9 protein-coding genes are annotated in these 17,018 nt (G+C 65.8%); 4 read left to right on the top strand and 5 right to left on the bottom strand.

Annotated features, from left to right (window positions below; translation table 11 throughout):
• Positions 1-101: 101 nt before the first annotated feature.
• Positions 102-2,189, top strand: a complete 2,088-nt coding sequence (locus tag HF680_RS00450) for a catalase (protein ID WP_185223734.1) — start codon at positions 102-104, stop codon at positions 2,187-2,189.
• Positions 2,190-2,268: 79 nt separating this feature from the next.
• Here HF680_RS00450 and HF680_RS00445 read toward each other — a convergent pair whose 3' ends face one another.
• From HF680_RS00445 to HF680_RS00435, 3 genes are read right to left on the bottom strand one after another with little or no spacing between them, the layout of a single operon-like run.
• On the bottom strand, positions 2,269-3,702 hold the full coding sequence (locus HF680_RS00445) for an efflux transporter outer membrane subunit (RefSeq protein ID WP_185223733.1): 1,434 nt from the start codon (positions 3,700-3,702) through the stop codon (positions 2,269-2,271).
• On the bottom strand, positions 3,702-6,980 hold the full coding sequence (locus tag HF680_RS00440; RefSeq protein WP_185223732.1) for an efflux RND transporter permease subunit: 3,279 nt from the start codon (positions 6,978-6,980) through the stop codon (positions 3,702-3,704). The genes HF680_RS00445 and HF680_RS00440 overlap by 1 nt, the downstream gene beginning before the upstream one ends.
• 3 nt (positions 6,981-6,983) lie before the next feature.
• Positions 6,984-8,186: an efflux RND transporter periplasmic adaptor subunit gene (locus HF680_RS00435; RefSeq protein WP_185223731.1), complete on the bottom strand. Its 1,203-nt coding sequence runs from the start codon at positions 8,184-8,186 to the stop codon at positions 6,984-6,986.
• Positions 8,187-8,318: 132 nt separating this feature from the next.
• Between HF680_RS00435 and HF680_RS00430 the strand changes: the two genes are divergently transcribed.
• Positions 8,319-8,924, top strand: coding sequence for a TetR/AcrR family transcriptional regulator (locus tag HF680_RS00430; protein ID WP_240893620.1), 606 nt, complete (start codon positions 8,319-8,321; stop codon positions 8,922-8,924).
• Positions 8,925-8,993: 69 nt separating this feature from the next.
• Here the strand turns inward: HF680_RS00430 and HF680_RS00425 are convergent, their stop codons facing one another.
• Both HF680_RS00425 and HF680_RS00420 read right to left on the bottom strand, forming a co-directional pair.
• Positions 8,994-10,268: a sugar MFS transporter gene (locus tag HF680_RS00425; protein ID WP_161638554.1), complete on the bottom strand. Its 1,275-nt coding sequence runs from the start codon at positions 10,266-10,268 to the stop codon at positions 8,994-8,996.
• 199 nt (positions 10,269-10,467) lie between these two features.
• A complete protein-coding gene (locus HF680_RS00420) occupies positions 10,468-13,272 on the bottom strand; it encodes a TonB-dependent receptor (RefSeq protein ID WP_205195859.1) in 2,805 nt (934 codons plus the stop codon).
• Between the two features lie 288 nt (positions 13,273-13,560).
• On the opposite strand from HF680_RS00420, the gene HF680_RS00415 reads away from it, so the two are divergent.
• Positions 13,561-15,378: an alpha-amylase family glycosyl hydrolase gene (locus HF680_RS00415; RefSeq protein WP_205195858.1), complete on the top strand. Its 1,818-nt coding sequence runs from the start codon at positions 13,561-13,563 to the stop codon at positions 15,376-15,378.
• Positions 15,375-17,018 carry an alpha-amylase family glycosyl hydrolase gene (locus HF680_RS00410; RefSeq protein WP_317133971.1) on the top strand — a complete coding sequence of 548 codons (1,644 nt, stop codon included), beginning with the start codon at positions 15,375-15,377 and terminating at the stop codon, positions 17,016-17,018. The genes HF680_RS00415 and HF680_RS00410 overlap by 4 nt, the downstream gene beginning before the upstream one ends.

Genomic DNA, 17,018 nt, shown 5'->3' with positions numbered 1-17,018 from the left:
CGGCTGTGCGCGAACTCGCACAGAACTATTGCACCTCTACCGAGTTGTTTCGGGAACGCGCGCGGCTCCCGCTTGCGCTGCTGCACCAAAGGACTCCCAAGATGGCCAAGAAACCAAAGCCGGCCGGCGCGCTGACAATCGGCAACGCCGGCGAGGTGCACCAGACCGCCTCAACGCCTGACACCCGCCTGACCACCAATCACGGCACGCCGATCAGCGACAACCAGAACTCGCTGAAGGCCGGCCCGCGCGGCTCGACCCTGCTGGAAGACTTCATCCTTCGCGAGAAGATTCAGCATTTCGACCACGAGCGTATCCCTGAGCGTATCGTCCATGCCCGTGGCTCGGCCGCCCACGGTTTCTTCGAACTGACCGACAGTCTGTCGGAGTTCACTACCGCGAAGATTCTGACTGAAGTTGGCAAGAAGACCGAGCTGTTCACCCGCTTCTCGACCGTCGCCGGCGGCGCGGGCTCGGTGGATACGCCGCGCGACGTGCGCGGCTTTGCGGTCAAGTTCTACACGACCGAGGGCAACTGGGATCTGGTCGGCAACAATATCCCCGTCTTCTTCATCCAGGACGCGATCAAGTTCCCGGACCTGATCCATTCGGTGAAGATGGAGGCGGACAAGGGCTATCCCCAGGCGGCCAGCGCCCACGACACCTTCTGGGACTTCATCGGCCTGATGCCCGAGAGCATGCATATGGTCATGTGGGCCATGTCCGACCGCGCCATCCCGCGCAGCCTGCGCATGATGGAAGGCTTCGGCGTCAACACCTTCCGCCTGATCAACGCCGAGGGCCAGGCGACCCTGGTCAAGTTCCACTGGCGGCCCAAGCTGGGGGCGCAATCGACCTGCTGGGACGAGGCGGTCAAGATCGCCGGCGCCGACCCGGACTATCACCGTCGCGACCTGTATGAGGCCATCGATCAGGGCGACTTCCCCGAATGGGAGTTCGGCGTACAGTTGTTCACGCAGGAACAGGCCGACGCCCTGCCCTTCGACATTCTGGACGCCACCAAGCTGGTGCCGGAAGAGGATTATCCGATCCGCGTGATCGGCCGCATGGTCTTGAACCGCAATCCCGACAACTTCTTCGCCGAGACTGAACAGGTCGCCTTCCTGCCGACCAACATCGTGCCGGGCATCGACTTTTCGGAAGATCCGCTGTTGCAGGGACGGCTGTTCTCCTATCAGGACACCCAGCTGTCGCGCCTGGGCACGGTCAACTTCCACCAGATCCCGATCAATCAGGCAAAGGGCTGCCCCTTCCAGAACTTCCAGCGCGACGGTCATATGCAGATGGCTGTGCCGAAGGGCCGCGCCAACTACGAACCCAACAGCCTGTCCGAGGCGGGCGAGGACGGCGGCCCGCGTGAAGATCCTAAGGGCGGCTTCCGCACCGCGCCCATCCCGGTCGAGGGCGAAAAGGTCCGGCTGCGCGCCGAAAGCTTCGCCGATCACTACAGCCAGGCGCGGCTGTTCTTCCGCTCACAGACCGATATCGAGCAGGCCCACCTGGCCAGCGCTATCGTCTTTGAACTGTCCAAGGTGTCGCTCGCTCACGTTCGCGAGCGTGTTCTGGCCAATCTGCAGAACGTCGATGAGACCTTGGCCCAGCGGGTCGCAGACGGGCTAAACCTGCCCCTGCCCAAGGCGTCGGACCCTGGTGTGGCGCCCATCGATCTGGAACCCTCGCCCGCCCTGCGCATCGTCGGCAAATATCCCGACACCCTGAAGGGCCGAAAGGTCGCCATCCTCGTCGCCGACGGTTCGGACGGCGCGGTCGTCGACGCCGTGAAGGCGGCGGTTGAAGGCGATGGCGGCTCGGTCTTCATCGTCGCGCCCAAGATCGGCGGCGCCAAGCTGAAGGACGGCAAGACGCTGGCGGCCGACGGTCAGCTGGCCGGCAGCCCGTCGGTCCTGTTCGACGCCGTGGCGATCGTTCTGTCCGAGGACGGCTGCGCCCAGATGCTGAAAGAAGGCGCCGCAGTCGACTTCGCCAAGGACGCCTTCGGCCACCTCAAGGCCATCGGCCACACCCCCGAGGCCCAGCCCCTGCTAGACAAGGCAGGCGTCGAGCCGGACGCCGGCGTGATCGACCTGTCCAAGAACGCCAAAAGCTTCCTCGCCCCCGCCCGCACTCGCCAGTGGGATCGCGAGCCCAAAGTGCGCATGTTGGCCTGACCGCAGTAAACTTGATCAGAACAACAGAGGGCCGGGCGATACGTCGCCCGGCCCTTTCGTTTTCAGCATTGCGACGCGATCAGCTGTCGGCTTGCCAACCCCCGGCCAGGGCGCGGAACAGGGCGATCTGGTAGGTGGTGACCAGGGCGTCGGACTGAGCCAAAGCCGCGTCCGCCGCCGCCTGGGTGCGTTCAGCGTCCAGCACCAGGAGAAAGCTGTCGGCGCCGGCGTTGAAGCGCAGGCGCGACAGGTCGGCGGCGCGGGCGGCCTGGTCGCGCGCCTCTGTCAGGGCCGCACGGCGATCCAGTTCGTTGGCGTAGTTGCTGAGCGCCGTCTCGGTTTCCTGAAGCGCCGTCAGCACGGTCTGGTCGAAGGTCGCCAGCGCCGCATCCGAACGGGCGCCGGCGGCCTTGATCTGAGCGCGGGCGGCGAAGACGTTGGGGAAGGACCAGCTGATCAGCGGACCGAAGCTGAAGCGGAAGTTCTGGTCGTCGCCCAGTTCCCCAGCGTCCAGCGCGGTGGAACCGAAGGAGCCGCCCAGGCTGATCTGCGGAAACAGGTTGGCGGTGGCCACGTTCACGCGCGCGGCGGCTGCGGCCAGTTCAGCCTCGGCTTGGCGCACGTCGGGACGGCGGGCCAGAAGCGCCGCGCCATCGCCGACCGGGATCGGCTGGCTGAGCTGGGGCGGACGCACACAGGCGGCGGCGGCCTGGCTGGCCTCGGCCGGGGTGCGCCCGGTCAGTGTCGCCAGGCGGAACAGGGCCTCGTTACGGGCTGCGCGCAGGGTCGGCAGGGTCGCCGCCGTCTGGGCCAGGGCCGCGCGGGCGCTGGCCACATCCAGCCCCGTGCCCGCCCCGCCGTCGAGCAGGGTCTGGGTCAGATTGGCGGTGTTGCGTTGCAGCTCCAGCGTCCGTTCGGCCACCGCGATCTGCGCATTGGCCGAGCAGGTGTCGGCATAGGCGCGGGTCGTCTCGGCCGCGACCGTCACCTGGACCGTGGCCAGGGCGGCCTCGGCGGCGCGGGCGTCGGCGCGAGCGGCGCGGATGGTGGATTCCACGCGTCCAAACAGGTCGACCTCATAGGCCGCCTGAATGCCAACGTCATAGGTGTCGATTTCGGGCGCGTCTTGCCCTGCGGGCAGGCCCTGAACCGTGGCGGCAGAGGCTCGGCTGCGCTGGGCCTGGGCGCTGGTCGTCGTGGTCGGAAAACGGCCGACGCGGGCCTCCGACAGCGACGCCCGGACCGCGCGCAGATTGGCGAAGGCGGCCTCGAGCTGGTTGTTCTCGGCGAAGGCCTGCTGGATCAAGGCGTCCAGCGTGGGGTCTTCATACAGCCGCCACCAGTCGTCGCGCGCCGCAGCGGTCGAGACAGTGGGGCTGGCCGAGCCGACGAAGGCGCCCGTGCCGGCGACTGGCAGGTCCGCGACCGGCGCCTTGGGCCCGACCGCGCAGGCGGCCAGCAGGGCGCTGCACGCCGCAGCGGTCAGGAAGCTGAGGGTCTTGTTGCGGGTCATCAGATGTCCCCTCCCCGGCCGGTCGCGGGCGCAGGCGCGTTCGGATCGGTCAGGTCGCTGGTTTCGTCATAACGCACGGGCCGGTCCGAAGGACGGTCAGGCGTCGGGGTCGGTTTCTTGCCTTGCGGCAGTTTCGAGGACAGCCAGCGGCAGACCACATAGAAGACCGGCGTGAAGATCAGGCCGAAGAAGGTCACGCCCAGCATGCCCGAGAAGACGGACGTGCCCAGCGACTGACGCATCTCCGCGCCCGGCCCCGAGGCCAGCATCAGCGGCACGACGCCGAGGATGAAGGCGAACGAGGTCATCAGGATCGGACGCAGACGGGTCTTGGCGGCGGCGACCGCAGCCTCGAACCGGTTCATGCCCTGCTCTTCCTCGGCCTGTTTGGCGAACTCGACGATCAGGATGGCGTTCTTGGCCGCAAGCGCGATCAGAACGACAAGTCCGATCTGGACCAGGATGTTATTGTCCAGGCCGCGCAGGTTCACCCCGATGATGGCCGCCAGCAGACACATCGGCACGATCAGAATGACCGCCAGCGGAAGCGTGAACGCTTCGTACTGAGCCGCCAGCACCAGGAAGACGAACACCACCGCCATCAGGAAGATGACCGTCGCGCCGGAACCCGCCGCCTTCTGCTGATAGGCCAGACCCGTCCATTCGTAGGAGAAGCCCTGCGGCAGGGTCTGGGCGGCCATGGTTTCCATGACCTGCAGCGCCTCGCCGGAGGAGACCCCTGCTGCAGCGTTGCCCTGAAGCTCGGCCGCCGGGAACAGGTTGTAGCGGACGATCCGCGCCGGACCGGAGTCGTCGATCAGATTAGCCACCGATCCGATCGGCACCATGGCGCCGGAGGACGACTTGGTCTTCAGATTGGCGATGTCGGCGATGTCGTCGCGCGCCGTCGGCTCCGCCTGCGCCGTCACCCGGAAGGTTCGGCCCAGCATGTTGAAGTCGTTGACGTAGGACGAACCCAGATAGACGCCCAAGGTGTCAAACACCGAGCTGGGCTGGACGCCCAGCATCAGCGCCTTGTCGCGATCGACATCGGCGGTCACGCGCGGCGAGGCCGTGTTGTAGGTCGAGAAGACCTGGCTGACCTCGGTCGGCTTCTGGGCGGCGGCGCCCATCATGGCGAAGGTGGCGCCTTCCAGCGGACGATAGCCGGCGCCTTCGCGGTCCTGGATCATCATCGAGAAGCCGTTGCCGGTGCCCAGACCCTGGACCGCCGGGGGGGCGATGACGAAGATCTGCGCGTCCTCGATCTGTCCGGTCGCCTGGGTGATGGCGCCGGCCAGAGCCGTGGCGGCCTGCTCCTTGGTGCGATCCTCGAACGGGTTCAGACGCACGAAGATGGTCGCGGCGTTCGAGCCGAAGGAGAAGCTTGATCCGTCCAGACCCGCAAAGGCGATGGCGCCGTCGACACCGTCGGTCTTGCGGATGATGTCTGTAGCACGCGTCATCACCGCTTCCGTACGATCCAGCGACGCACCGGCGGGCAGTTGGATAACGCCGATCAGGAAGCCCTGATCCTGTTCAGGAATGAAGCCCGAAGGAGTATCGATCAACCGCCAGGCGGTGAGGCCCAGCAGACCGGCATAGATGATCAGCACCAGGCCGACCGTACGGATCAGACGTGCCGTCAAACGACCGTAGCGATCCGACAGCCAGTCGAAGCCGTCGTTGAACTTCCGCCCGGCCCAGCCGCCGTAGTAGACCACCGCACCCAGGACGCCCGGCTTGCGGGCATGTTCATGATCCTTCTTGTGCGGCTTCAGCAGCAGGGCGGCCATGGCCGGCGACAGCGTCAGCGACACGAACAGCGAGATGACCGAGGCCGATGCGATGACGACCGCGAACTGGCGATAGAAGATGCCGGGGATGCCGGGCACGAACATCGTCGGCACGAACACCGACACCAGCACCAGGCCGATGGCGATCAGGGCGCCGGAGACCTCCTGCATCGATCGATAAGCGGCCTCCTTGGGACTGAGGCCTTCGCTGATCGCGCGCTCCACGTTCTCGACCACGACGATGGCGTCATCGACCACGATGCCGACCGCAAGGACCAGGGCGAACAGGGACAGGGAGTTGATCGAATAGCCCAGCGCCAGCTGCACCGCGAAGGTGCCGACCAGAGCGACGGGGATGGCGACGATGGGAATGATGGCCGCGCGCCAGGTCTGAAGAAAGACCATGACCACGATGATGACCAGGATGACGGCCTCGACCAGGGTGTGCTGAACCGACTCCACCGAGGCGGCGACGAACTCGGTCGGATTGTAAGGCACCGAGATGGCCATGCCGGCCGGCAGTTCGCCCTTGACGGCCTCGACTTCCTTGAGGACCCGATCAGCCGTGCCCAAGGCGTTCGCCCCCGGCTGCTGAACGATCGCGACGCCGACGCCGCGTTGGCCGTCGAAGAAGCCGCGGATGCCGTAATCCTGGGCGCCCAGTTCGATCCGCGCGACGTCGCGCAGGTAGGTGACGCGACCCTCGGCGTCCGTCTTCAGCACGACGTTGGCGAACTCATTGGGATCGCTCAGACGCCCCTGAACCTGAACAGGCAATTGGAACGCAGCGGCGTTGTTCGGGAAGGGAGGTTGGCCGATGGAGCCGGCGGCGGCCTGCACGTTCTGGGCGCGGAGGGCCGAGACGATCTCAGGGCCCGTCAGACCGCGCTCGGCGGCCTTGGCCGGGTCGATCCATACGCGCATCGAATAGTTGCCGCCGCCGAAGACCTGAACTGCGCCGACGCCCTCGATCCGCAGCAGACGATCCCGAAGCGTGGAGTTGGCGTAGTTGCCGACATAGTCGTTGTCCAACGTGCCGTCAGGCGACGTCAAACCCAGGATCATCAGGAAGCCGCTCTCGGCCTTGTTGACCACGACGCCCGTCTGGCGAACCGCTTCCGGGAGTCGAGGCTCGGCCAAGGCGACCCGGTTCTGGACCAGCACCTGAGCAGCATCCAGATCCGTTCCCGGCTGGAAGGTCACAGTGATGGCCACCGTCCCGTCCGACGTGGACGAGGAGGAGATGTAGAGCATGTTCTCGACGCCGTTCACCTCCTGCTCGATGGGGGCGGCGACGGTTTCGGCCAGGGTCTCGGCCGAGGCGCCGGGGTAGGCGGCGTTAATCGTGATCGTCGGGGGCGCGATCTCGGGATACTGCGACAGGGGCAGCAAGGGATAGGCGGCGATCCCGATGATCGTGATCACCACCGAAATCACGGCCGCGAAGATCGGCCGGTCGATGAAGAAGCGGGAGATGTTCATGGCTTAGCCGGCCGGCAGGCTGTTGGCGAAGGAGGCGCTGGACGCAGGTGCCGCCTGGGTGACGGGCGCCTGGGACGCATCGCCGGCGACGGGTTCGATCTTGCCGTTCTTGGGCGTGACCTTGGCGCCCGGTTGAGCGGCGCGTTGCAGACCCGCGATGATGACGCGGTCGGTCGGGGCCAGACCCGAACGGACGACGCGCAAGCCCTGCACGATCGGGCCGAGCTGGACGGCCTTGTTCGTCACGGTGCCGTCGGCGTTGACCACGGCGACGGTGCGGCGGGCCTGATCGGTGCCGATGGCCGAATCCGGCACCAGCAGGGCGTCATAGGCGCCGGCGCCCGCGACCTGGGCGCTGCCGAACATGCCGGGGCGCAGGAAGCCGTCGGCGTTGGGCAGGATGGCGCGCAGACGGATCACGCCCGAAGCGGTGTCCACGGCATTGTCAGCGAAGTCGAGACGGCCGGTATGCTTGTAGGTGCTTTCGTCCTGCAGGCGCACGTTGACGACCGCACCCTGATTGGCGCCGCCCTGACGTAGATACTTCAGCAGAACCGCTTCCGAACCGTCGAAGACGAAGTGGATCGGGCCGCCGGAAATGATGGTGGTCAGGATGTCTCCAGCCGACGAGCCGCCGGCGACGAGATTGCCCGGATCGACGCGACGGTCGGATACGCGACCCGAGGTCGGCGCGGTGACGCGGGTGTATTCCAGGTTCAGACGCGCATTGCGAACAGCGGCGTTGCCAGCCGCCAGATTGGCCTGGGCCGCATCGACGGCCGCCTTGTTGGAATCATATTCGGCCTTGGACACAGCTTGCGAGGCCAACAGAGCCTCGCTGCGGGCCAGGTTGGCGCGGGCCAGCGACAGCTGCGACTGGGCCTGAGCGACCTGGGCCTGAGCCTGGGCCAGCGCGGCCTGGGCCGGGCGCGGATCCAGGGTGAACAGCAGCTGGCCCTTCTGAACCATCTGTCCGTCGCGGAAGTGAACCGCCTGAATATAGCCGCCGACGCGGGCGCGCACATCCACGCTTTCGACCGCTTCGAAGCGCCCGGTGAACTCGTCCCAGTCCCGCACCTGCTGCTTCAGCGGCACGGCCACCGTCACGGGCGGCGCGCCTTGCGCCGGCGCCTCTGCCTTTGGGGAACAACCATAAAGCGCACCCGTCACCATGACGGATACCGCCGCAATCTTCAGCCCGCGCATCTGCGCATCTCCCTGTCGGAGGTAAATCCCTGTCGTGCGGACATAGGCCGATGGGGAGTCGGCCTTGTCAACGCGTGGTGCCTTAATGGTCGGAGCCGTGGCGCTTGTCAACAGGCGTTGACAAAGCCATATGTGATCTACGGTTATTGTCTGTGGAGTGTCATCACCTTGTTATGTCCCGGCCCACGCCCGAGAAACGCCGCCGCCACGCGCACGGCCATTCTCGATGCTGCGCGCGAGAGATTCGCGGCCGAGAGCTATGACGACGTGGGCATGCGCGACATCGCCCGCGACGTCGGTGTCGATGCGGCCCTGATCAGCCGCTACTTCGGCTCCAAGGACGACCTGTTCCTGGCCGCGCTGGACAGTTGCGGCGACGGCAGCGCGCTGATGCAGGGCGAAAAGGCCGACTTCGGACGGCGCGTGGCGCATGAGATCGTCTTTGAACCCAAGAAGGCCGAAAAGCTGAAGGGCATGTCGATCATGCTGCGCTCCATCGGCTCGGCAAAGGCGTCGGAGATGGTTCAGAACACCTGCACTCAGCGCTTCTTCGGTCCGCTGGAGGAATGGCTGAGCGGGCCGGACGCCACCGTCCGCGCGCGGCTCTTGGCAGGCTTCATCATGGGCATGTCGGTCAGTCGTGAGCTGGGCGGCGGCAGCTTCAACATCGAACCCGCTCAATGCGAGGAGATGCGTGACCGCCTGGCGCCGATCCTTCAGTCGCTGATCGACGGCTGATCCCATCGCCGAAATGAAAAAGGGCGCGGAGGCCAGCCTCCGCGCCCTTCGTCTTGTCTGGCGACCGGCTCAGTGCGATGCGGTCGAGGTCACTTCGGTCCGTGCCTTGGTGCGGATGCAGCCGATGGCGAAGATGGTCAGGCCGACGTAGCCCAGCATCGGCACGATGAAGGCGGGCTGAAGCTTGCCGGCCGCATCGGCGATATGCGCCGCGACCTGAGGCAGCAATGCGCCGCCGATGATGCCGAACACCAGCAGGCCCGAGGTCGCCGACGTCGGCGCGGTCGAGCGCTCCAGCGTCAGGGTGAAGATGGTCGGGAACATGATCGAGTTGAACAGGCCGATCGACAGAACGGCATAGGCCGCCGTCGGGCCGCCGATCTGGCTGACGGTCAGGCACAGGACGGCCGCCGCGACGGTGCAGAAGGCCAGGACGATGCCGGGACGCACCCTGGTCAGGACGGCCGAGCCGATGAAGCGGCCGACCATGGCGCCGCCCCAGTACAGGGCGACCATCTTGCCCGCCGTCTCGATGGGGGCGTTCAGGATGTCGGGGCTTTCCAGGAAGTTGGTCAGCATGCCGCCGATGGCGACTTCGGAACCGACGTAGAGGAAGATGGCCAGGGCGCCGAACACGGCCCACGGCGACGACAGCGCCTTCAGCGGCGAGACCGCGTTGTGAAACTCCGGCGCCGCCGCATTGATCTTCTTGCGCGCGGTGAAGATGAAGACGGCGATCAAGGCGAAGAAGGCGCCCATGCCCAGGAAGGCCATGTCGATGCTGCGCAGCGACTGGGTGCGCGTTGCGGCGGTCACCACGGCGCCGGCGGCGAAGACGCCGCCCGTCAGCAGAACGTGTGATCCGAGATAAGGTCCGACCGTCGTACCCAGCGAGTTGAAGGCCTGCGACAGGTTCAGACGGCTGGAGGCGCCCTTGGGGCTGCCCAGTTCGGCGACCAGCGGGTTGGCCGCGACCTGCAGCAGGGTCACGCCCGAGGCGATGACGAACAGGGCGATCAGCACGCCAGGATACCAGTCGGCGGCGGTGGCGGCCGGCACGATCAAACAGCCTGCGACCATGACGATCAAGGCGCCGATGATCGAGCGGCTGTAACCCAGCTTGCTGAGCACCGAGGCCGCCGGCAGCGACATCAGCCCGTAGGCGATGAACCAGGCGAAGGTGGTCAGGAAGGCCTCGGCGTTGTTCAGGTCGAACACCCGCTTCACCGCCGCGATCAGCGGATCGATCAGCGAGGTCGCGAACCCCCAGGCGAAGAACAGCGTGGTGACATAGGCGAAGGCCAGGCCTGCACCCTGGCGTTTTCCGGCGTCCGGAACGGTCATGAATGATCCCCCAGCAAAATCGAACGGCCGCGCTGTGGTCGCGCGGTTCTCATCTTGCTTGGTTCGGCCATCATGGAAGGCGCGTCCAGCCGAAAAGCGCGCTCTGTAACGAAACTTTTCCACCGGGCCTGCGCGCAGGCAAAGAAAAGGGCCGCCTCGCGAACGCGGCGGCCCAAGTTTGCTCAGAAGAGAGGGGAAATCAGAACTTGTAGTTCAGCCCGACAGCGAAGGTGCGGCCGTAGTGCTGATAGTCGATGGTCCGGCGCTCATCGCCGTTCTCGAAGGTCTTGAACGGCTCGTCGGTCAGGTTGTTGACCTGAGCCAGAACCGATAGGCCTTCCAGCGGACCGGACTGGAACTCATAGCCGACCTGGGCGTCGACCACGGTTTCCGCCGCGACCGAACGCAGGGTCCGGCCGTTGCCGAAGCCGGCGACCTCGCCCAGGTAATCCGAGCGATAGCGGGCCGAAATCCGCGACTGGAAGCCGTAGCGCTCGTAGTAGAGCGAGCCGTTGATCACGTTTTCCGACAGACCCGGCAGAGCGGTCGGGGCCTGGGTCGGATCGGGCTGGACTTCGCTGTCCGTGGTCGAAGCGCTGAACTGGGCGCCGAAACCTTCCAGGGCAGGATGGAAGATGTCGAACGGCGCCGAGATCGAAAGCTCGAGACCCTTGATCCAGCCGCCTTCGCCGTTGTCCGGCGCGCCGACCAGGCCTTGGCGCAAGGCCGGCTCGGGGTTGGTCGGCGAGATCACGCCGATCGGATAGCCAGTGAAGTCGAAGATCTGGTTGCGATTGAAGACGTAGCTTTCCAGATTCTTATAGAACGCCGCCAGCGAGACGTAGCCCTTGCGATTGGCGAAATACTTCTCGAACGACACGTCGATCACGTCGGCGATATACGGCCGCAGTTCCGGATTGCCGCCGCCGCCGCCCCAGGGGGAACGGTTGATGTCGGTCGATTGGGCCAAGCTGGGGTTATAGCTGTAGTTTCGCGAGGCGCGCATATCGTCCATGCGCGGACGCGCCAAGGTGCGCGAAACCGCCAGACGCGCGAACATGTCCTCGCCGGTTTCCAGGATGAAGTTCGCGCTGGGCAGAATCTCCAGATATTCGTCGCCGCCCGTCACCGCGATGGTCTCGGAGACGCCCGGTCCGACCTGCCGCGCCGAGAAGCCGCTGGAACTTTGGTCGGTATAGACGAACTGCATGCCGACGTTGCCGGTCAGGGCCCGGCCGAACAGGTTGTGATCGATGTTGGCGCGGACGTAGGCGGTCGAGACCTTTTCCGTCACTTCCCAGTTGCCTGCGGTGACGTCGGCGTTCGGGTTGCGGACACGGTTCAGCGCGCCACTGTTGACCAGGCCGAGAGCGTCGTAGCTCAGCACGGCGCTGATGCCGAGATAGCCAAGGTCGGTCGGGTCCAGCAGGAAGGCTGAAGGCACGGTCAGATCGCCGCCGCCGGGGACGCCGAGATAGAACTGATCGTTGACGAAGCTCTTTTGACGCTCGGTGTAGTTGGCGCCGAAGTCGATCGACTTGAACGGGCTCTGATGCAGTTCACGCGTCACAGAGAAGCGAGCGGCCTTTATCTCGTCCTCGATGGACGGCGTGTTCATATAACCGGCCTGACCGCCCGGAATGACGTCGCCGCCCCAGCCTTGCGGGCTGGTGATACGGATCAGGTTCGGATCGGCGTAGTTCAGACGGCTGGTGAAGCGGGTCACGCCGTCGTCGGTCAGTTCAAAGCCCAGAGTGTCCAACGCGCCGTTGACGTTGCGGCCGGTGCCGGCGTTGGTTTCCAGGATGATGTCGTTACGCTCGACCTTCGAATAGCTGAGGTCCAGGTTCGCCGACCAGTCGTCGCTGAGCGTGAACTCGGCGTTCCAGCCCAAGGCGGTGATGTTGCTGTCGCGCTTGTTCAGGTCGTTGCGGACCACGCCCTTGATGTTGTCCCAGGTGCCGGCGACGATGAGGCCGTCTTCGACAGTGTAGCCGGGACGCAGCGACGGCGCCGGACGGCAGACCGCCGACGGGACGTTCACGGTGCAATCACCAGAGGAACCACCCCAAGCCAGCGGGAACTCGATGCCGCGCAGAACCTGGGTGTTCTTGAACTCGGAATAGAAGGCGTCGATCGTGGAGTGGATACGATCGTTCGGGCGCCATTCCAGCACGCCCATATAGCCGTCGCGCTCCAGCTCCGACGACATCACATAGGGCTTCACGCCGCCGGTCAGCAGATTGCCGTCCGTGTAGTTGGGATAGCCCCAGGCGTTGAAGCGCTCGGACTGATAGGGCGAGTTCATGTGGGCGTAGCCCAGGGCCACGCCCAGCGTGCCGTCCAGGAACTGGTCGATGTAGGAGATGGTGTAGCGGTCGCCGTTATCGGTCGTGCCCGAGTTCAGGGCGCCCAGCTCGTTCCACTCATGACGATAGTTCAGAGCGATGGCCTGACGGCCGTAGGCCAGCGGGCGAACGGTGCGCAGGTCGACGGTGCCGCCCAGACCCTTACCAATCAGGGCCGCGTCCGGGGTCTTGTAGACGACGACGCTGTTCAGCAATTCGGCGGGGAACTGGTCGAACTCGACGCCGCGGTTGTCGCCGGTGGTGACCAGTTCGCGCCCGTTCAACAAGGCGGTGGTGAAGTCAGGCCCCAGGCCACGGATGGAGATCGCCTGGCTGCGGCCGTCGAGGCGCTGCATGGTCACACCCGGCAGGCGCGCCAGGGATTCGGCGATCGAGACGTCCGGCAGCTTGCCGATGTCTTCGGCAGAGATGACTTCGACGATCGAGGTGTTGTTGGCCTTGGCCGAGATCGCAGCCTCGATCGAACGGCGAATGCCGGTGACGACGATTTCGCCGACTTCAGTGGCTTGGTCGTCGGCTTGGGCCGTCGTGGCGGCTGCAGTTTGTGCGTGGGCCGAACCGACCGCCATCAGGGCGGCTGCGCCGAAGGCGACGCCGGATAGCAGGCGCGCGCGCCGGTTGAGACGTTGGAACATGGTCATCCTCCCTGGGCTAACCGCGATTCTGAACGTCGCGATCTGAAGCCGTCGCAAAAATATGCAAATCTTTTGGAATGTTGCAAGCAGTTAATGCGGGCGTCCGATTTCCGTCTCACTTCGGGCCCGTTGATAGCCCGCAAAGGCGCGGGAATGTGCGGTTTCGCGCTATTCCCATGGCGCATCGCAGCATTTCAGCGACGCGTTGACAGCCCCGCCCATTGCTGCAAAATCTTGCAAATCGATCTGGAAGGCTTTGCACTTTCCAGACGCAAGGGAGTGAGCGTCATGGCAAGGGGAACCCCCAGAAGAGCCGGACTGCACGCAGCGATGGCGGCGGCGGCTCTGCTGAGCGGCTTTGCAACGCCGACGACGGCGCAAAACCGCCAGACCGAAGACGCCCTGTCAGCCCTGCGTCAACGCCTGCCTCAGGACGAGGTGATCTACTTCCTGCTGCCGGATCGCTTCGCCAATGGCGATGCATCGAACGACCACGGCGGTTACGCCGCCGACCGGCTGAAAAGCGGGTTCGATCCGGACGATACCGACTTCTATCACGGCGGCGACCTGGCCGGCGTGACCCAGCAGTTGGAGTATATTCAGGGGCTTGGCGCGACGGCGGTCTGGCTGGCGCCCGTGTTCAAGAACAAGCCGGTGCAGAGCCACGGGAATTATACCGGCGCAGCGCACCACGGCTACTGGATCACCGACTTCACCGCCGTCGATCCGCACTTCGGCGACGAGGCTGCGATGCGCGCCCTGGTCGAGGCGGCCCACGCGCGCGGCATGAAGGTCTATCTGGACATCGTCGCCAACCACACGGCGGACGTGATCCGCTACCGCGAATGTCCGCAGAACGACTGCGCCTACCGCAGCCGCGCCGAATATCCCTACACGCGCAAGGGCGGCGTTGACGGCGCCCCGATCAATGAGGGCTTCGACGGCCGCGACTTCTCGCGCCTGACCCGGCCCGACTACGCCTACACCCCCTATGTCCCGGCGGGCGAGGAGAACGCCAAGGTTCCGGCCTGGCTGAACGATCCGATCCACTATCATAACCGGGGCGAAAGCACCTTCACCGGCGAAAGCAGCCTGGACGGGGACTTCGCCGGGCTGGACGACCTGCTGACCGAGGACCCGGTGGTCATCCAGGGCATGATCGACATCTTCGGCGGCTGGATCGACAAATACGGGATCGATGGCTTCCGCATCGACACCGCGCGCCATGTGAACTCGGGCTTCTGGCAGGCCTTCATCCCCGCCATGATCGCCCGCGCCGAGGCCAAGGGCATCCCGAACTTCCACATCTTCGGCGAGGTCTACGATCCCGATCCGGCGGTGACGGCGCGGTTCACGCGGGTCGACGGCTATCCGGCGGTACTGGACTTCCCGTTCCAGAAGCAGGCGACCGATGTGGCGGCCGGCAAGGTCGGGACCGACGCCCTGGCCAAGCTGTTCGACGCCGACACCATCTATGATAAGGGCGCTGAAACCGCCGCCATCCTGCCGACCTTCCTGGGCAACCATGACATGGGCCGGGTCGGCTTCTTCGTGAAACAGGCCAATCCGAACGCCGACGACGCGGAGGTGCTGGCGCGCATCAAACTGGCCCATGCCTTGATGATGTTCAGCCGGGGCGTGCCGACACTCTATTACGGGGATGAACAGGGTTTTGCCGGCGCGGGCGGATACGGGAACTCGCGCCAGGACATGTGGCCCAGCCGCACGCCGGTCTATGCGAACGAAACCCCCATCGGCGGTCGCCAGCCGGCCTATTCCACCGACGCGCCCCTATACCAGGCGATCGCTGAGATGGCCCGCATCCGCTCAGCGGAGCCAGCCCTGCGACGCGGCCGTCAGGTCGTGCGCGCCTATGGCGACAAGCCCGGCCTGTTCGCAATGTCTCGCATCGGCGAGGACGGATCCGAGGTCCTGGCCCTGTTCAACACCTCGACTGCGCCCGTCGCCGCCCAGGTCGAGGTGGAGCCTGGCTCGCTGCGGTGGCAAGCTCTGCGCGGCGATTGCGCACCCGAATCCTCCGCGCCCGCCAGCGTCGCCGTTCGCGTGCCCCCCCTCGATTACCTCGTCTGCAAGAGCGTGCCGTGACTGCCCTGCCTCTCGATCTTTCCACGGCTGACGCCGCTCCCGCATTGGCGCACGACTGGTGGCGCGGCGCGGTGCTGTATCAGATCTATCCGCGCAGCTTCGCCGACTCCAACGACGACGGCGTCGGCGATCTGAAGGGGATCACCCAGCACCTGGACCATGTCGCCTCTCTAGGCGTCGATGGCATCTGGCTGTCGCCCTTCTTCACGTCGCCGATGAAGGACTTCGGCTATGACGTGTCGGACTATTGCGACGTCGATCCGATCTTCGGCACATTGGCCGACTTCGACGCCCTGATTGCGCGCGCCCATGCCCTGGGGCTGAAGGTCGTCATCGATCAGGTCTTCTCCCACACCTCGGACGAACATCCCTGGTTCACCGACAGCCGCGCCAGCCGCAACGGCGATCACGCCGACTGGTACGTCTGGGCCGACGCCAAGCCGGACGGCTCGCCGCCCTCGAACTGGCAGTCGGTGTTCGGCGGCCCGGCCTGGACCTGGGACGCGCGACGCGGCCAGTACTACATGCACAACTTCCTGGCCTCGCAGCCTCAGCTGAATGTCAGGAACCCGGCGGTTCAAGACGCCCTGATCGCAGCGGCGCGGTTCTGGCTGGACCGGGGGGTGGACGGCTTCCGTCTGGATGCGATCAACTTCGCCATCCACGACCCGTCCCTGCGCGACAATCCGCCGATCCAGGACGGCAAGAAGCGCACGCGGCCGTTCGACTTCCAGGACAAGATCTACAACCAGTCCCACCCGGACATCATTGGCTTCCTGAACCGCATCCGCGCACTGACCGACAGCTATGAAGGCCGGTTCACGGTGGCGGAGGTCGGCGGCGATCACGCCGACCGCGAGATGAAGGAATTCACCGCCGGCAACGACCGTCTGCACTCGGCCTACGGCTTCCTCTATCTCTACGCCGATACGCTGAAGAGCGAACTGATCGGCGTGGGCAACGGGATGTGGCCGGATCAGCAGGGCGAGGGCTGGCCGTCCTGGACCTTCTCCAACCACGATGCGCCGCGCGCCGTGTCTCGTTGGGCCCAGGGCCGGGACGAGAAGGCCTTCTCGGAAATGGCCCTGCTGTTGCTGATGTGCCTGCGTGGCAATGTCTTCGTCTATCAGGGCGAAGAGTTGGGCCTGCCTCAGGCCGAGGTGCCGTTCGAGCGGCTGGTCGATCCCGAGGCCATCGCCAACTGGCCTGAGACGCTGGGCCGCGACGGCGCCCGCACGCCGATCCCCTGGGTGGCCTCGGCGCCCAACGCCGGTTTCTCGACGGTGGAGCCCTGGCTGCCGGTCGATCCGCGCCATCTGGCGTTGGCGGTGGACGCGCAGGAGGCGGACCCGACATCGATCCTGCACGCCGCGCGACGCATCATCGCCCTGCGCCAGACCCATCCGGCGCTGCGGATCGGCGGGCTGGAGATCGAGAGCGCGGGCGACCTGTTGGTCTTCCGTCGATTCGAACGGGCCGAGGGCGGCGAGCGTCTGCTGTGCGTGTTCAACCTGGGCTTCGAGTCCGTGGACTGGTCAACGCCCGCCGGCGCGCGCCGGATCGCGGCGGTCAACTGGACCGAGGCGGACGGATCGACGTTGAGGCCGCTGGCCGGCCTGATCTTCGCCGACGCCGGATGA

The sequence above is a fragment of the Brevundimonas huaxiensis genome (assembly GCF_014218725.1).
GTDB lineage: Bacteria > Pseudomonadota > Alphaproteobacteria > Caulobacterales > Caulobacteraceae > Brevundimonas > Brevundimonas huaxiensis.
Note: the sequence above shows the minus strand (reverse complement) of the source record. Positions and strands in the feature narration are given on the sequence as shown.